We start from the raw sequence: 15,837 nt of genomic DNA, 5'->3' as shown, positions 1-15,837 counted from the left end.
CCTTGTTATATGTCCTGACTTTTAAACTACTGCTTTTAAGTTTCGTATACGATGTATTCAAATCAAAAATAACCGTTTATCATTCCACTTGTCCGAATAGCGGACAAAACATGCAAAATAACAAGGAAGGAAGGATGTCCTCTACCGATGCTTTTTTAGAGCACCCAAGTTCACACGAACGTATTCGTCAGGAAGACTATATTGCAGGTTTAGCCAAAGGTCTGGCTCTACTTGAAGCTTTTGGAATTGATCGTCAACGTTTGAACGTTACTCAAGTGGCTGAACGTACTGGCATTAGCCGAACAGCAGCACGTAGACATTTAAAAACTTTAAAATACTTAGGCTATTTGGAAACAGATGAGCATTATTTTTGGCTAACCCATCGCGTGTTACGTCTTTCTAGCTCTTATCTAAGTTCTGCCCATCTCCCTAAAATCGCCCAATCTTTTCTGAATCTTTTATGTGCCCAAACCTCTTTAACCTTTTCTCTGGTGGTCTTGGATGACAATGAAGTAGTCCCTATTGCCCGAAGCTATCTTCCTCAACACGACAATTTGCGGGTCAGTCCTTATGGCATGCATTTAGGCAATCGCCTACCTGCACATGCCACCTCGACAGGAAAAGTTTTATTGGCAGCGCTACCTGAACAGGCTCAATACGATTGGGTCAAAAGTTATGGCTTAAAGCGCTTAACCCCTTTTACGATTATCGATGAAGCTACGTTTATAGACGTGCTGAAAAGCATCTCATTTTCGGACTATTGTCTATCAAAAGAAGAACATGAGCTGGGCGTGATTGCGATTGCAGTTCCAGTGCTGAATGCACAAGGTAAAGCCATTGCGGCGCTTAACTGTATGTCGCAGACCAATCGTGTACAAGAAGATTATTTAGTCCAGCAAATTTTACCTTTGCTGCGTAATACTGCTAATGAGCTACGCAATGTAATATAAAAATCAAATCCTTACGGCCCTTCTTTCTTTACTCATAAAAAACCCAATAAAATTTATTGGGGGCATCAATCTTGTCTAAATATTCCTCACACATCAAATAAAGCCTTTTTAAGCAAAATGGGAAAGCGTCCATTTTTAGTAAAAAAAATCCCCAAGCTAGATTTAAATAAATATCAGCTGCTTAGCATTCTCATTTTTTAAAATCTCAATCTTTGCTCAAATTCCATGCATAAAAAAAATTGACAGAAATCTTAAAAAATAATACATATAGTTTTATATGTTATATTTTAAAACCTAAAGACAAGGAACGACAGATGTCTAAAATTCAACTAAAACATTTTATTAACGGCGAATATGTAGTAGCACAAGGAACGGATTATTTCGATCTGGTCAGTCCAGTAACAGGCCAAGTTTACGCTGCATCACCCAACGCAACGGATGCAGAAGTAGATGCCGCTTATGCAGCAGCAAAACAGGCTTTTAAAATCTGGGGGCGCAGTACTCCCGCTGTTCGTCAAAAGGCTTTACTTGATTTAGCAGATGCAGTGGAAGCAAATGCAGAACGTCTAATCGAAGCACAAAGCCGTAATACGGGACAATTGAAGCATTTGATCGCCTCTGAAGAAGTGGCAATTTGTGCAAATCAAATTCGTTTCTTTGCGGGTGCGGCTCGCCTACTCAATGGCTCAGCAACAGGTGAATATTTAGAAGGTTTGACCTCAAGTATCCGTCGTGAACCTGTCGGTGTGGTTGGTCAAGTAACGCCTTGGAATTATCCATTAATGATGGCGGTCTGGAAAATCGCGCCTGCTTTGGCAGCTGGTAATACTGTGGTTTTGAAACCAAGCGACACTACACCTGAAAGTACCCTGCTTTTGGCAGAAATTGCAGCACCATTTTTCCCTAAAGGCGCGTTCAACGTACTCTTAGGTCAAGCCAATGTTGGCTCTAAAGTGGTTTCACACAAAACCCCGGCACTCGTTTCAATTACAGGCTCGGTACGCGCTGGCTTACAAGTCGCCGCTTCTGCCGCTGCCAACTTAGCCAAAGCACATCTTGAATTGGGCGGGAAAGCGCCAGTCCTCGTATTTGCCGATGCAGATATTGATAAAGCAGTAGAAATGATTGCCATGACAGGTTTCTTTAATGCTGGTCAAGACTGCACTGCAGCGACACGTGTGATCGTGGAAGAATCTGTGCACGATGAGTTTTTAGCAAAACTGGTGGAAGCAGCAAAAAATACACGTTTTGGTGAGCCTGATGACCAAGATGCACTTTATGGCCCATTAAATAACGCCAATCAACTTAAAAATGTGCAGTCGTTTATTGAAAACCTGCCAGCACATGCAAAAGTCGAAACTGGCGGTAGACATGCCAATCGTCCAGGTTTCTATTTCGAAGCCACCGTGATTAGCGGTTTACAACAACAAGATGAAGCCATTCAAAATGAAATCTTTGGCCCTGTCATCACGGTTCAAAAATTTAAAGATGAAGCGGATGCCATTGAAAAAGCCAATGATATTGACTATGGCCTTGCATCAAGTGTCTGGACCACCAACCATGCCCGCGCAACCCGTCTATCACGCGAGTTAGATTTTGGTACAGTCTGGATCAATACCCATATTCCATTAACTGCTGAAATGCCACACGGTGGTTTCAAGAAATCTGGCTATGGCAAAGATTTATCAGGTTATGGGTTTGAAGAATACACGCGTATCAAACATGTTATGAGTTCAAATGACTAAGGCACAAGATACAGATAGGAGCATAGAATGGATATTCAGGAAGCCAAACGCTTTGTTAGTCAGGCTCATCATGTCTTGTTTAATTTACATGATCCTCGTGCTTTAGACCGTTATTTTTCTAAAGACTTTATTGAGCATTCACCACTGGTTGCAGATGGCCTTTCCGGTCTTCGTCAGCTGATTCAGGATTGTCCAGACATTCGCCACGAACCGATTCGTGTACTGGGTGATGGTGATTTAGTGGCAATTCACGGTCGTTTTCATGGTTTAGATGAAGCGCCTTTGGTCGGTTTTGACATCTATCGGGTTAAAGATGGCAAGATCGTTGAGCATTGGGATGGTTTGGTGCCTGAAGCCCAGCCAAATATCAGTGGACGTACCCAACTGGATGGCCCGACCCAGATTGATCATCATGCCGATCGAGAAGCAAACCGTAAAATCATCCGAGATTTTTTTCAAAAGGCCTTAATTGACGGGGACTATGAAGCGTTCAGAACCTATACGGACGGCGATCATTTCCTGCAACATAGTCCTGATATTGGTGACGGGGTAAATTCCGTCATTGATTTCCTGAACAAAATCCGTAATCAAGGTGAAGGTTTGGTATACTCCAAAACGCACCGAAGCATTGCCGATGGTCAGTTTGTGCTGACTCATTCAGAAGGAAGTATTGCTGGAAACCGACATGCCTATTTTGAATTGTGGCGTCTCGAAAATGGCAAAATTGCGGAACTTTGGGATGCAATCCCTGCTGTTCCAGAAGATGAAAAGGCAATACACAGCTTTGGCGTGTTTTAATCCATGATCCGTATCATTAAGCGAAGTCATTCAGCTTCGCTTTTAGAGAACTAGCTATGTCAGCATATACGATAATCTTTGCACCGATCACACAATCGACCCGCTCTGAACAGGTGGTTGAACGTTTGGAGAATGCGATTATCTCAGGACTGCTCAAAAGTCAGGAACAACTTCCGAATGAAGCTGACCTAGCTCGTTTAATGGGTGTTTCGCCGATCACGGTGCGTGAAGCGCTCACAACCTTGCGGGTGAAAGGCTTAATTGATACACGACGTGGCCGAAATGGCGGAAGTTTTGTGTGTGAATTACCTGCTGATTTACGCCTAAGCCTGCATCCTTTACGTCAGGCGTCTAGTGAATATCTGGCTGATCTTGGTGAGTTTCATAGTGCAATTTTAAGTCATAGTGCTTATTTGGCCTCACAAAGAACCACCGAAGATGAGCTTGGTAAAATCAAGGAAATGGTTGAACAATTTCATCAGGCCAGCGAAGCGGACATACGAGCACAACTGGATCTACGCTGTCTGCTCACCTTGACTTCATTTGCCCAATCAGCGCGACTGGCCAATCAGGAACTCTCGATACAGGCAGAATGGGCCCCACTTATTGCTGTTTTGTACCAAGATGATGTCTTTCATCAAGCAGTTGTAGATCAATACCATAAAATTTTGTCATCATTTACTCAGGGAAATGAGGATGAAGCAGTTCTCCAGACGAGAAAAATCATCACTATGCAAACGGATCAAATGCTCCAATACAAGTTATCAATCAATTAAAAACAATAAAAAAAGGGATATCTAAAAAGCATAGATCTCAAAAATATGGAATTTTAGGAGTTATCGGAATGACCCAACAGACACCAATAGAAGAGCTTCAAAAGCTGCTTGAGCAAGTCACTCAAGAGACTTCTACTCTGGCAGAACTTCTTGCTAATAAAGCGAGTCAGATTCTAGCCAAAGATAAAACAGGAAAGCTTAAAGACATCAAACTGTCTACCACTGAACGTAAACAACTGCAGCAGGAAATCAAGCTTGCTCTGCATCAAAGCCAATATAGTCAAGGTATGGGCTTTGCCAGCTATAGTCCCGCAACAAGTACGGAGCAGGAATACTGGACACTGGAATGGTGGTATAAAAAAGAAAATCAATTACAGCAAGCACAGCTTGAAAACTACCAGAATGCACAACGCTTTCTGGATTTCCGTACTTTTGAATGGTTCCAGCAACCTGCGAAAAATAAACAACCCTGTACTTATGGGCCTTATGTCGACTATATCTGCAATGGCGCTTATACCATTACTATGGCCCATCCTGTGATGATACAGGATCAGTTTGTTGGTGTTATTGCTATTGATGTACTGGTCTCTGCACTAGAGAAAGTGTTGCTTCCGAAGCTAAAAAATATCAAACAAAAAGCAGTCATTACCAATAATATTGCCCGCGTCATCACCTCAAATGACATTAGCATCCGAACTGGGACACTTCTCAAGAACTTGACTCATAAGTCTTTGAATAGCTTACCGAGTCAATCGCTCCAGTTAGTCATGATTTAGCGTTAATCAGACCTCAATTCAACGTTTAACGCCCACGCTCCTCTAAATCTCTAATTTTTTGGCTTGCTAAAACGAGCCAAGGGATTTTTTTGCCTAAAAATTACATGTGCTTTTCTGGATAGAAAACAACAATAGATCAGGTTGCAACATTATGGAACAACAATCTGCTTCATTTAAAAAACTCTCATTATGGCAAGTGACTGTGATCGGCATTGCTTATATGACCCCGATGACAGTATTTGATACCTTTGGCATTGTGTCAGGCATTACTCATGGTCATGTGCCCTTGGCTTATTTATTGGCATTGACCACAATGCTGCTGACGGCTTTTAGTTATGCACGATTTAGCAAACACTCTGAAAAAGCAGGTTCTGCCTATACCTATACCGCGGAAAGCATTGGGCCTAAAAGTGGTTTATTTGTGGGCTGGTGTACCTTACTCGACTATTTATTATTACCTTTAATCAATGTTTTGCTGGCAGCCATTTATTTAACAGCCCTCATTCCCAGTGTTCCGTACTGGTGTTGGGTCATTGTCTCGGCTGGACTGGTCACGTTAGTCAATTGCTTCAGGATTCGTCTACTCGCCAACCTAAGTCTGATTTTTGTGTTTGCACCCATTATCCTGATGATCATTTTTGTGTATCTGGTGATTCAAGGCATTGGAAGCACACAGGGTTATGAATATGTGCTCACCTTAAATCCTTTATGGACAGGCCCACAGGAGTTATTACCGCTTGTTGCAGGCGCATCGGTACTGTGTTTTTCTTTTCTCGGTTTTGATGCGGTTACCACGCTGTCGAATGAAACCAAGAATCCGACCAAGACAATTCCTTATGCGGTACTCCTGACCACGCTTTTTGGTGGCTTGATCTTCTTTAGCGCATCTTGGTTCATTCAGCTGTATTATCCTACCAATGCGCGTTTCCAACATCCGTCAGAAGCATTGCCAGAAATCGTTCTGTATGTCGGCGGCGCATTATTTCAGTCAATTTTCCTGTGCGGACAGATTATGAATACAGTGGCTTCTGGTCTTGCCTCACATGCCAGCGCCTCTCGTTTACTCTACATCATGGGCAAAGATAATATTTTCCCTCAAAAATATTTTGGCACGCTACATGCCTCACTTGGCACTCCATTTTTCTCGGTGTTATTTGTTGGATTTATTTCTTTAAGTGCCATGTTTTTGAATCTGGCTCAAGTGATCAGCCTGATCAGCTTTGGTGCTCTGGTTGCATTTACCGCTGTTAATTTTTCAGTATTTGTCAGGTTTTATATCAAGGAAAAACAGCGTTCAGGATTTAGAAATAAATTTTTTAATCTTTTCTTACCGCTACTTTCGGTCATTAGCATTGCTTGCCTATGGATCAATCTTGATTCATCTGCTTTAAAATTTGGCAGTTTCTGGTTAGCGATGGGCATTTTTCTGTTTATTTACAAGGTTCTCAGAAAACAAAAGATTCACTTAACCAATGCATATTGAGCAGGAATTTCAAATACGTCTATTTCGTTCCAACTCTTTAAATTATATTGATGACTTAAAAAAGTTACTGAGTACTCCCAGTAACTTTTTTGCTTAGATCCCATTAATATATGAACAAAATTTATCTATAAACACGCTCCTATAAAATCATGAATCATACCGTTAAAAATAAGTTCAATATCTTCTAGACTTAATACATCTAAATTAAGCACTATATAAACAGAACTTTCAGTCTATGATTCTAATTCAAAAAAACTCTTTATAAACCATTAAAATAGGACAGTGTTTTTTGTATTTAGGGCATATCTTCGATATTTGGTCTTTTATTATTCAATATTTTACATACAGTGGGATAGATTATAATTTTTAGTTTTATTAAATCTAAATAAAATGCCCCATTATAAAAAAGAGGCAGATTATTTATATGCTGGATTTAATTTGGTGCTCTGACTGAAAATCCTGATAGGTCTTACGTTCAGCAGATTCTTCTGTCAAAGGTACAACTTCCCTCATTGTGCTTAAACAACGCTGCGCCAACTGAATATATTCCTGCGTACCTTGAATTTTCCAGAGTCGTTCTTTTTCAGAAAGTTCTCTGGCCACTTTTGCTGGACTGCCTAAAGCCAGAACATTGGCAGGGATTTGATCTTTAGTTTTGACTAAACTATTGGCACCAATAATGCTATTTTCACCAATTTCCGCATAATCCAGAATGACACTGTTCATGCCAATCAAGACATTTTTACCGATACGACAACCATGCAACGTCGCAGCATGACCGATATGTCCCATTTCCTCAACCAGCGTAACACTTTGCGGAAAACCATGAATGATACAGTTGTCCTGTACATTGGCATTTTCCTTGATATGGATACGGCCAAAATCAGCCCGTAATGAAGCAAAAGGGCCAATATAAACCCCTGCCTCAATAATCACATCGCCAATTAATACAGCAGTGGGATGTACAAATGCGCTGGGATGAACAACAGGAATCACATCATCAATACTGTAACAAGGCATCACTCACTCTCTCATTATTTTGGCTCAGACCGCCAAAGCGACGCCAGAAATGTGCAGTTGCATTGGGCATAGGCCCTTCCGATGTAGCAGCAACCGACAAGAAATAGTCATCTGCGGCTTCAAAGACTTTTTTATAGATATTCATGGATAAGGTACGCGCCTTGACTGCGGGCCAGTCTGCTGACAAAAGCTCTAATGGCAAGGCAGGATCTTTAAGCAAAATCCGACGGTAATAATGAATCAGTAAAGTCCGGATCTGAAAGGCTTGCACAGGTTCAATGCGATCATCGTCCTGCATCAAGATTGCTCCGATTTCCCGAAACATATCCAGAAATTGCAGGTAACGTTGACGCAACTCATCAATCGGCCAGTTGGTCTCTAACATACGGCTAATGGTATCGGTGGAGTTATTAAACAGCTGCAAGGTCTCTGCCTTAAACACCACCACCTGCTCACTCATATTCAGATCAACCAGCAACTTTTGCAATTGCAAGCGGTTAGATCCTGGATAAGCCATCAGATTGGTCGAAATATTGGCAAAACCTAGCCATTCCAGTTCTTTCTTCAAAAATGCTTTATTGTCTGTATCCATACTCGACATCAGGATCAGATCCCAAGAATGATCCCATTCCTTCATCTGATCATTATAAATCCGTTGCTCTGCTTGCAAATATTTTGATCGACTGGCATCGGTGATACGATAAAAACTGGTTCTGCCAATCTTGTCTGAATCTAGCCAGTCATTTTTCACCAAGCGAAACACGGAAGTCCGTACAGCACGATCATTAAAATCAAACAGCTCCAGCAACTGAATCAAGCTGGCAAGACTAATATTACCGCCACGATGCAGCACCGAATCACCAAAAATGGTTGAAATGAGCGATGTACCGCTTAGGGTTTCATTCTGAATAATCGAATCAATAATTTGCTGTAGCTTTGCACTCATACTTTTATCTTGGCGTTTAAGATTCAGGATATAGATTCTATACCCTGAATGATCATAATGTTAAGCAATCTGGCGCATATCGATAACGCGTTTTGCTTTCCCCTCAGAGCGCGGCAAAGTCAGTTCATTCACCACCTCTACCGTTACTGAAATCCCGATCATGGTTTTAATACGTTGCATTAACTGCTGAGCCAGTTGCTGCGCCTGCATGTCACAGTTATGGCACATTTCGGTACGGATATGCAAAGTGTCCATGTGTCCTTTTTTCGCCACCAGAATTTCATAATTTGGCACCAGACTTGGAACTTGTAAAATCTGTTCTTCGATCTGGGTCGGGAAAACGTTCACACCACGAATAATCAGCATATCATCACTACGCCCTACGATCTTGTCCATACGGCGCATGACGAGATTCTGACCCGCCAATAAACGGGTTAAATCACGGGTACGGTAACGGATGATTGGCAAACCTTCTTTGGTGATGGTGGTGAATACCAGTTCGCCCAGCTCACCGTCTTTGCACACTTCACCAGTTTCAGGATTAATAATTTCAGGATAGAAATGATCTTCCCAAATGGTTAGTCCGTCACCTTCATTAAGGCATTGCATGGCAACACCAGGGCCCATAATTTCAGATAAACCATAAATATCCAGTGCTTTGATATTCAGGCGCTCTTCGATCTCACGGCGTAACTCTTTCGACCACGGCTCTGCTCCAAAAATACCAACTTTTAATGAGGTATTACGCGCACTGCCCAACTGTTGCTCGAGCTTTTCAATAATGCTGATGCAATAGGATGGCGTGACCATGATTGCCGTTGGTTTAAAGTCCTGAATCAGTTGCACCTGTTTCTCTGTCTGACCACCTGACATCGGAATCACAGTTGCGCCTAAGCGTTCAGCACCATAATGCGCACCCAAACCGCCAGTAAACAGGCCATAACCATACGCCACCTGAATCATATCTTTGGCACTCAAACCCGCCATACGCAAGCAACGCGCAACAATATCCGACCAAGTATTGATGTCTTTTTGGGTATAGCCAACGACGGTTGGTTTACCTGTGGTGCCTGACGAGGCATGTAAACGCACAATCTGCTCTTGCGGAACGGCAAACATGCCAAATGGATAGTTGTCGCGTAAATCCTGTTTGGTAGTAAATGGAAATTTGGCCAGATCATCCAGTGTGACGAAATCATCTGGATGCACACCAGCATCATCAAACTTTTTCTTATACACAGGACTATTGGTGTAAACATTACTCAATGTTTCTTTTAACCGTTTGGTTTGAAGCGCTCGTAACTCCGCAAGCGTCATTTTTTCTACGTCTTCTGTAATGAGGCTATCCACTGCCGTCTCTCCTATTTCGTTATATTATTCGAACCGTTTCGTTTCAATTAAATTAAGCTACATTTTCTAAAATCAGGGCGACACCTTGCCCAACACCGACACACATGGTGCAAAGCGCGTACTTCCCTTGGCGTCTTTTCAATTCTCTGGTGGCAGTAATTACCAAACGCGTGCCACTCATGCCGAGAGGATGACCCAGTGCAATTGCGCCACCATTGGGGTTAACACGTATATCATCATCCTTCAGGCCTAACTCACGCATACAAGCTAGCGACTGGGCAGCAAAAGCTTCGTTTAGCTCAATCACATCCATTTGATCCAGACTCAGACCCGTTTGTTTCAATAATTTTTGTACCGCTGGGACTGGGCCAATACCCATATATTTCGGTTCAACCCCTGCACTGGCAATCGCCACCACACGAGCTAAAGGTTTTAAACCATGCGTATCTGCAAATTGGCGGTTAGTGAGTAAAACACACGCCGAGCCATCGTTTACACCTGATGCATTGCCTGCTGTAACTGAACCACCCTCTTTACGGAATGGTGCTTTCAATTTCGCCAAACTGTCCAGACTGGTATCTGCACGAGGATGCTCATCTTGGGCAAACATTGTGATGTTCTTTTTACGATCCACCAATTCAACTGGCAAAATTTCCTCATCAAAGAAACCTGCTTGCTGTGCCGTAGCCACTTTTTGTTGACTACGAATTGCAAAAGCATCTTGATCCTGTCGGCTGATTTGATATTTTTCAGCCACATGTTCAGCCGTTTCCGGCATGCTATCTGTACCATATTGTGTTTTCATCTTTTTATTGATGAAACGCCAGCCAATGGTCGTATCAAATATTTCAGGACTACGCCCAAAAGCTTCAGTTTGCTTGGCTTGTACAAAAGGTGCACGGCTCATGGACTCGACACCACCTGCCAATACAAACTGTGATTCACCCGATTTAATCGAACGTGCTGCCAAACCCACTGCATCCAGTCCTGAAGCACAGAGTCGATTCACTGTCATGGCAGGAACTGCTTCTGGTAATCCAGCCAATAAGGTTGCCATACGTGCAACATTGCGATTGTCTTCGCCCGCCTGATTGGCACAACCTAAAAATACTTCATCTAAATCCTGCCACGGTAAATGTGCGTGTTTTTCTTTTAAATGCTTGATAGGCAATGCAGCAAGATCATCGGTACGTACCGAGCTTAGGGACCCTGCATAGCGCCCAATCGGGGTACGAATAAAATCACAAATAAAAACGTCTTCCATGATCACTCCTGCTTATGCAAATGCGGTTAAATCTTTTGAATCGTTGGCCGTTACGCTTTGCTGCTGTGCCACGTATTGTTTGAGATAAAGACTTGCACGATATTTTTCTTCGCCATAAATGGCATATAAATTATTGAGCGTTTGCAGCACATACTGCGCGCCCAATTGCATCATCCATTGATACGGCCCCTTAGGATAATTGACACCATATCTCATGGCATTATCAATATCTTCCATACTGGCAATACCGTGAAGACTGGCTTCACAGGTTTCATTGATCAGCAAGACAAGGGTACGTAAAGTTAATAATGCAGGATGGTCTGTAATCCAGATCACATGCATCTGATATTGAGCAAAAAATGCCTCAACTTTTGCCAGATCATCGGCTTGACACAACTGGTTGTGGCTCAGCACTACGGCTTGCGACTTTGAAAAATCATGATGCCAATCCATTAATACCGTTTTACGGCTTAGATAGTTCAGGTTGACAGATTCACCCTGACTTAACCGTAGATCAATATCATCCATCTGAATGATGTTTTCTTCATTTTCAGTCCCACCATTCAGCGCTAGACGTTTTAATAGTTCAGGTAATTGAGACCATGCGCCTTTGACCTGAACATGTGCCTGAAAGGCTGTCGCTGTAATGGCTTGAGGCTGAAAAGTCGAATACTGATTTTTTTCATCATAGTGATAGAAACCTTGCTTTGACTTCCGTCCCCATGCACCTGCATCGACCAACTCTTTCTGAATCAAACTTGGACGATAACGCGGCTCATAAAAGAACGCTTCATAGACACTTTGGGTAACAGAAAAATTCACATCCTGCCCAATCAAATCGGTGAGTTCACACGGCCCCATCGCAAAACCACCACACTGCTTTAAGGCATAATCCAGCTGGTCATAAGTTGTGACCTGTTCCTGTAAAGCACGAAATGCTTCTGCGTAGAATGGACGGGCGATACGATTCACGATAAAACCTGGTGTTGATTTGGTCAGCACTGGAATCTTCTTCCAGTTCAGCATCAAAGTTTTTAACGCCTGACATAATCCTGCTGGTGTTTTTAAACCTTGTACAATCTCGACCAGTTTCATCACTGGCGCAGGATTAAAGAAATGCAGGCCCACGACACGTTCAGGTTGTGGAATCCCAGCCGCAATCGCAGTCACTGAAATTGAAGATGTATTAGTGGCAAAAATAGTGTGTTCGTTACAAATAGCTGCAAGCTGTTGAAACAAAGACTGCTTTACTTGCAGTTTTTCAACCACCGCCTCGATCACCAAATTCACATCAGCCAAATCTTCTATACCATCAGCAATGCTTAAACGTGAACATGCCTGTTGAGCCTGTTCGTCTGTTATCTTGCCTTTTTCAACCAGTTTAGCAAAAGTCTGATGCAATCCCTCAACCGCCTGCTGGGTCTTTTCACGATCAAGATCGTAGAGAACAGTTGAATGACCATTCATAATCGCTAATTGGGCGATCCCGATGCCCATGGTTCCAGAGCCAATAACGGCAATGCGGGCATCAGATAAATCCAGATGAGTCATGCTTAAAGCCCCTGAAAGTTTGGCTCACGCTTATTCATAAAAGCTTGTACGCCTTCACGATAATCTTCTGAACGACCTGCAATACGCTGTAGGTCTCGTTCCAAGTGCATTTGCTCATCAAAGCTATGATTAGGGGATTGATGAATGGCTTTTTTAATCAAGGAAAGACCAAAAGTCGGCTGTTTCGCGAGACGTTCTGCCAACTCAGTGACTTTTGTTTTTAATTCTGCATCTTCAGCAACATCCCAGATCATGCCCCATTCTTTGGCAGTTTCAGCTGGTAATTTATCACCGAGTAAAGTAAGCCCCATGGCACGTGCGTGACCGACTGCGCGTGGCAGGAACCATGTTCCACCCGAATCAGGTACCAGACCTAAACGGCAGAACGCCTGTACAAAATTGGCAGATTTAGCTGCAATCACCAGATCACACGCCAAAGCGATATTTGCACCTGCACCTGCCGCCACGCCATTCACCGCACAGATGACAGGTTTTGGCATATTTACAATGGTTCTAATCAGCGGGTTATAGTAAGTTTCAATCGAATACCCTAAATCTGGTGCAGCGGCATTCGGATCAACCACACGGTCACCTAAATCTTGTCCTGCACAAAAACCTCGACCTTCACCACTGATCACGATGCAGCGAACGTCCTGTTTTTTTACCCAAAGATTCAAAACCTCAGCCACCTCACGGTGCATGTCCACGTTAAAGCTATTCAATGCTTGTGGACGATTGAAGGTTAAATAACCCACACCATTTTTTTCTTCAACAATAATATTTTTATAGTCCATCACTCACCTCTAAAGATTGGTTTTCTTTTTTCAAAAAATGCGCTAATGCCTTCATTCCGATCCTTGGTTGCTGCCAACCAGACAAAGTTTTGCCGTTCGGATTTCAGTCCCTGACTTAATGTTGTCTCATGAATACTTTTGATCGATTGCTTGATTACCCGAATCGCTAAAGGCGCTTGTTTGGCAATCTTACTTGCCAATTGAATGGCATATTCCACCGTGAGTGCGACGGGCACCACCTCGCTACAGATGCCATGCTGCTGTGCTTGCTTGGCGGAGATCATTTCACCCGTCATTGCCCAGCGCATGGTCAGCTGCTGGCCGACCAAACGTGCTAAACGTTGTGTGCCACCTGCACCCGGTAACATCCCTAAACCAATCTCAGGCAGAGCAAATTTGGTATTGTCACCACAAATCACGATATCCGAATGTAGAACCAGTTCAAATCCAGCACCCAAGGCATAACCATTCACTGCTGCAATGATTGGCTTAGTAAACGCATCGATCTTCTGCCATAACTTTGGACGAATATCGAGTTGTAAGGACACCGCATCCATTACTGCCAATTCGCTCAGATCGGCACCTGCAGCAAAGCAATTGCGATTTCCCGTTAACACAACCACTTTTACTTGAGGATCGTGTTCAGCCTGTTCCAGCAAATCACATAAACACTGTAAGGTGGCGTTGTTCAAAGCATTGCGTTTTTCTGGACGGTTTAGGCTCAGCAGCATGACACCCTCAAGTGGTGTTTCTACCTGAATCAATGTTTGCATCGCTGTTTCTCTACTCATCAAAGCTCAAACGCACATTCGCGCCTTTGGGTAAAGTCTGACAGCTCAGTACATAGCCTTTTTCCACCTCATCATCTTCAAGGCTATAATTCAGGAACATATCCACTTCACCTGAAAGTACCTTGCAGCGACAGGTGGCACATACGCCACCTTTACAGGCATAAGGCAAATCTGCACCTGCACGTAATGCAGCATCGAGAATACTTTCGTCCTCTTGTCCAACCGCAACAATCAGCTCTCGTCCATCTAGCACGATGTTGACTTTTTCTTCCTTACGATTGGCATCGGCTTCCGCTGGACGTTTACGGATATGACCTGTGTTAAAACGTTCGGTATGAATGCGCTCTTTCGTAATCCCCAAATCAGGTAACAGGCTTTCGACGGTATCCATCATTTCATCAGGGCCACAGGCAAACACATGATCAAAGTCTGTCTCTAATACGTCATGTTCAAATAACTGCTTGAGCTTATTTTCATCAATACGACCATTCAGCAGTTCACTGTCGTTGAACTCCCGCGAGAAGATATTGATGAGTTGGAAACGTTCTTTAAACTGATCTTTCAGGTCCATAATCTGCTCGGAAAACATGGTCTGTTTCCATGAGCGATTGCCATATACCAAGGTAAAATTTGCCGACTCTTGCTCAAATAACACCTGTTTAATAATGGAAAGAATTGGGGTAATTCCACTGCCCGCAGCAATGCCTAAATAGGCTTGACCACCCGTACGTGCCGCTTTCTGAAAAAACACACCTTGTGGTGGCATGACTTCCAGTACATCACCCACTTTTAAATGCTCATTGGCCCAATTGGAAAATTGGCCCTGCTCAATCTTTTTGACTGCAATGCTGATGTCTTCTTTTGGCGCATAACTACAGATTGAATAGCAACGGCGAATTTCCCCCGCTTCGGTTAAATGGCGAATAGTGAGATGCTGGCCTGGCTGAAATTGAAACTGTTGCTGTTGTTCTGCGGCCAGATCAAAGGCAATGCAAATCGCCTGATCAGTCTGTGGTGTAATTGTTTTTACTTTTAATGGAATAAATTGGCTCATGGCTGATTTCCTTATCCAAGACTTTAAATACATTTAAAATAATCAAAGGGTTCAAGACAGTCCTGACATTTGTACAAGGCTTTGCAAGCGGTGGAGCTGAACTCGGTTAACAGTCGGGTTTTACGACTCTTGCAATGAGGACACACCACGCCATCACTCAGATGAACATGCGTTCCACATTGCTGTGCCGTACCTTCTGGTGGCGCAATGCCATAGGCTTGCAGTTTCTGTTTACCTGCGTCCGACATCCAGTCCGTGGTCCATGCTTCTGATAGATCAATGATGACTTTTGCGGGAATCAAATCTTCTGCTGCCAGTGCTTCGACAATCTGTGCTTTTAACAGGTCAGTAGCTGGACAACCGCTATAAGTTGGTGTCAATCGAACAATAATTTCTTGCTGTTCATTCAACTCCACACCACGGATCATGCCCAAATCCACCACTGACAGCACTGGAATCTCTGGATCGCTGACCTTTTCTAAAACATCCCAACATTGATCAATACAATGACGAATCATGTGCATAGCGACACTCCTTGC

At 43.1% G+C, this 15,837-nt stretch carries 15 protein-coding genes; 6 read left to right on the top strand and 9 right to left on the bottom strand.

What is annotated here, in order from left to right; genetic code table 11:
• Positions 1–134 precede the first annotated feature (134 nt).
• From pobR to PJ15_RS01705, 6 genes are all read left to right on the top strand, one after another.
• Positions 135–950: an IclR family transcriptional regulator PobR gene (pobR, locus tag PJ15_RS01730; RefSeq protein ID WP_047427219.1), complete on the top strand. Its 816-nt coding sequence runs from the start codon at positions 135–137 to the stop codon at positions 948–950.
• 314 nt (positions 951–1,264) lie between these two features.
• Positions 1,265–2,695, top strand: coding sequence for a gamma-aminobutyraldehyde dehydrogenase (locus PJ15_RS01725; protein ID WP_047427216.1), 1,431 nt, complete (start codon positions 1,265–1,267; stop codon positions 2,693–2,695).
• A 27-nt stretch (positions 2,696–2,722) separates the two neighbouring features.
• A complete protein-coding gene (locus PJ15_RS01720) occupies positions 2,723–3,493 on the top strand; it encodes a nuclear transport factor 2 family protein (protein ID WP_047427213.1) in 771 nt (256 codons plus the stop codon).
• 56 nt (positions 3,494–3,549) lie between these two features.
• Entirely contained in the window at positions 3,550–4,269 is a 720-nt protein-coding gene (locus tag PJ15_RS01715; protein WP_004772040.1) for a FadR/GntR family transcriptional regulator, read from the top strand.
• A gap of 68 nt (positions 4,270–4,337) precedes the next feature.
• The gene (locus PJ15_RS01710) at positions 4,338–5,045 is read left to right on the top strand and encodes a cache domain-containing protein (RefSeq protein ID WP_047427210.1); all 708 of its coding nucleotides are present in this window, start codon (positions 4,338–4,340) and stop codon (positions 5,043–5,045) included.
• Positions 5,046–5,196: 151 nt separating this feature from the next.
• Positions 5,197–6,528 carry an APC family permease gene (locus tag PJ15_RS01705; protein WP_047427208.1) on the top strand — a complete coding sequence of 444 codons (1,332 nt, stop codon included), beginning with the start codon at positions 5,197–5,199 and terminating at the stop codon, positions 6,526–6,528.
• A 420-nt stretch (positions 6,529–6,948) separates the two neighbouring features.
• Here PJ15_RS01705 and PJ15_RS01700 read toward each other — a convergent pair whose 3' ends face one another.
• From PJ15_RS01700 to paaD, 9 genes are read right to left on the bottom strand one after another with little or no spacing between them, the layout of a single operon-like run.
• Complete coding sequence (locus PJ15_RS01700; RefSeq protein WP_047427205.1) at positions 6,949–7,548, bottom strand: carbonic anhydrase; 600 nt, start codon at positions 7,546–7,548, stop codon at positions 6,949–6,951.
• Complete coding sequence (paaX, locus tag PJ15_RS01695) at positions 7,529–8,494, bottom strand: phenylacetic acid degradation operon negative regulatory protein PaaX (protein ID WP_047427202.1); 966 nt, start codon at positions 8,492–8,494, stop codon at positions 7,529–7,531. The genes PJ15_RS01700 and paaX overlap by 20 nt, the downstream gene beginning before the upstream one ends.
• Before the next feature lie 60 nt (positions 8,495–8,554).
• Entirely contained in the window at positions 8,555–9,844 is a 1,290-nt protein-coding gene (gene paaK / locus PJ15_RS01690; RefSeq protein WP_047427199.1) for a phenylacetate--CoA ligase PaaK, read from the bottom strand.
• A 52-nt stretch (positions 9,845–9,896) separates the two neighbouring features.
• On the bottom strand, positions 9,897–11,108 hold the full coding sequence (gene pcaF / locus PJ15_RS01685) for a 3-oxoadipyl-CoA thiolase (protein WP_004772034.1): 1,212 nt from the start codon (positions 11,106–11,108) through the stop codon (positions 9,897–9,899).
• 12 nt (positions 11,109–11,120) lie between these two features.
• The gene (locus PJ15_RS01680) at positions 11,121–12,659 is read right to left on the bottom strand and encodes a 3-hydroxyacyl-CoA dehydrogenase (RefSeq protein ID WP_047427196.1); all 1,539 of its coding nucleotides are present in this window, start codon (positions 12,657–12,659) and stop codon (positions 11,121–11,123) included.
• A gap of 2 nt (positions 12,660–12,661) precedes the next feature.
• Positions 12,662–13,453, bottom strand: a complete 792-nt coding sequence (gene paaG, locus PJ15_RS01675; RefSeq protein WP_047427194.1) for a 2-(1,2-epoxy-1,2-dihydrophenyl)acetyl-CoA isomerase PaaG — start codon at positions 13,451–13,453, stop codon at positions 12,662–12,664.
• Positions 13,453–14,226 carry an enoyl-CoA hydratase-related protein gene (locus PJ15_RS01670; protein WP_047429114.1) on the bottom strand — a complete coding sequence of 258 codons (774 nt, stop codon included), beginning with the start codon at positions 14,224–14,226 and terminating at the stop codon, positions 13,453–13,455. The genes paaG and PJ15_RS01670 overlap by 1 nt, the downstream gene beginning before the upstream one ends.
• A 10-nt stretch (positions 14,227–14,236) precedes the next feature.
• Positions 14,237–15,298, bottom strand: a complete 1,062-nt coding sequence (paaE, locus tag PJ15_RS01665; protein WP_047427191.1) for a 1,2-phenylacetyl-CoA epoxidase subunit PaaE — start codon at positions 15,296–15,298, stop codon at positions 14,237–14,239.
• 23 nt (positions 15,299–15,321) lie between these two features.
• Entirely contained in the window at positions 15,322–15,822 is a 501-nt protein-coding gene (gene paaD / locus PJ15_RS01660) for a 1,2-phenylacetyl-CoA epoxidase subunit PaaD (RefSeq protein ID WP_047427188.1), read from the bottom strand.
• Positions 15,823–15,837: the final 15 nt, after the last annotated feature.

Origin of the sequence: Acinetobacter sp. neg1 (assembly GCF_000788125.1) — a bacterium.
GTDB classification, from domain to species: domain Bacteria; phylum Pseudomonadota; class Gammaproteobacteria; order Pseudomonadales; family Moraxellaceae; genus Acinetobacter; species Acinetobacter vivianii.
This window is presented reverse-complemented; position numbering and strand designations above follow the sequence as displayed.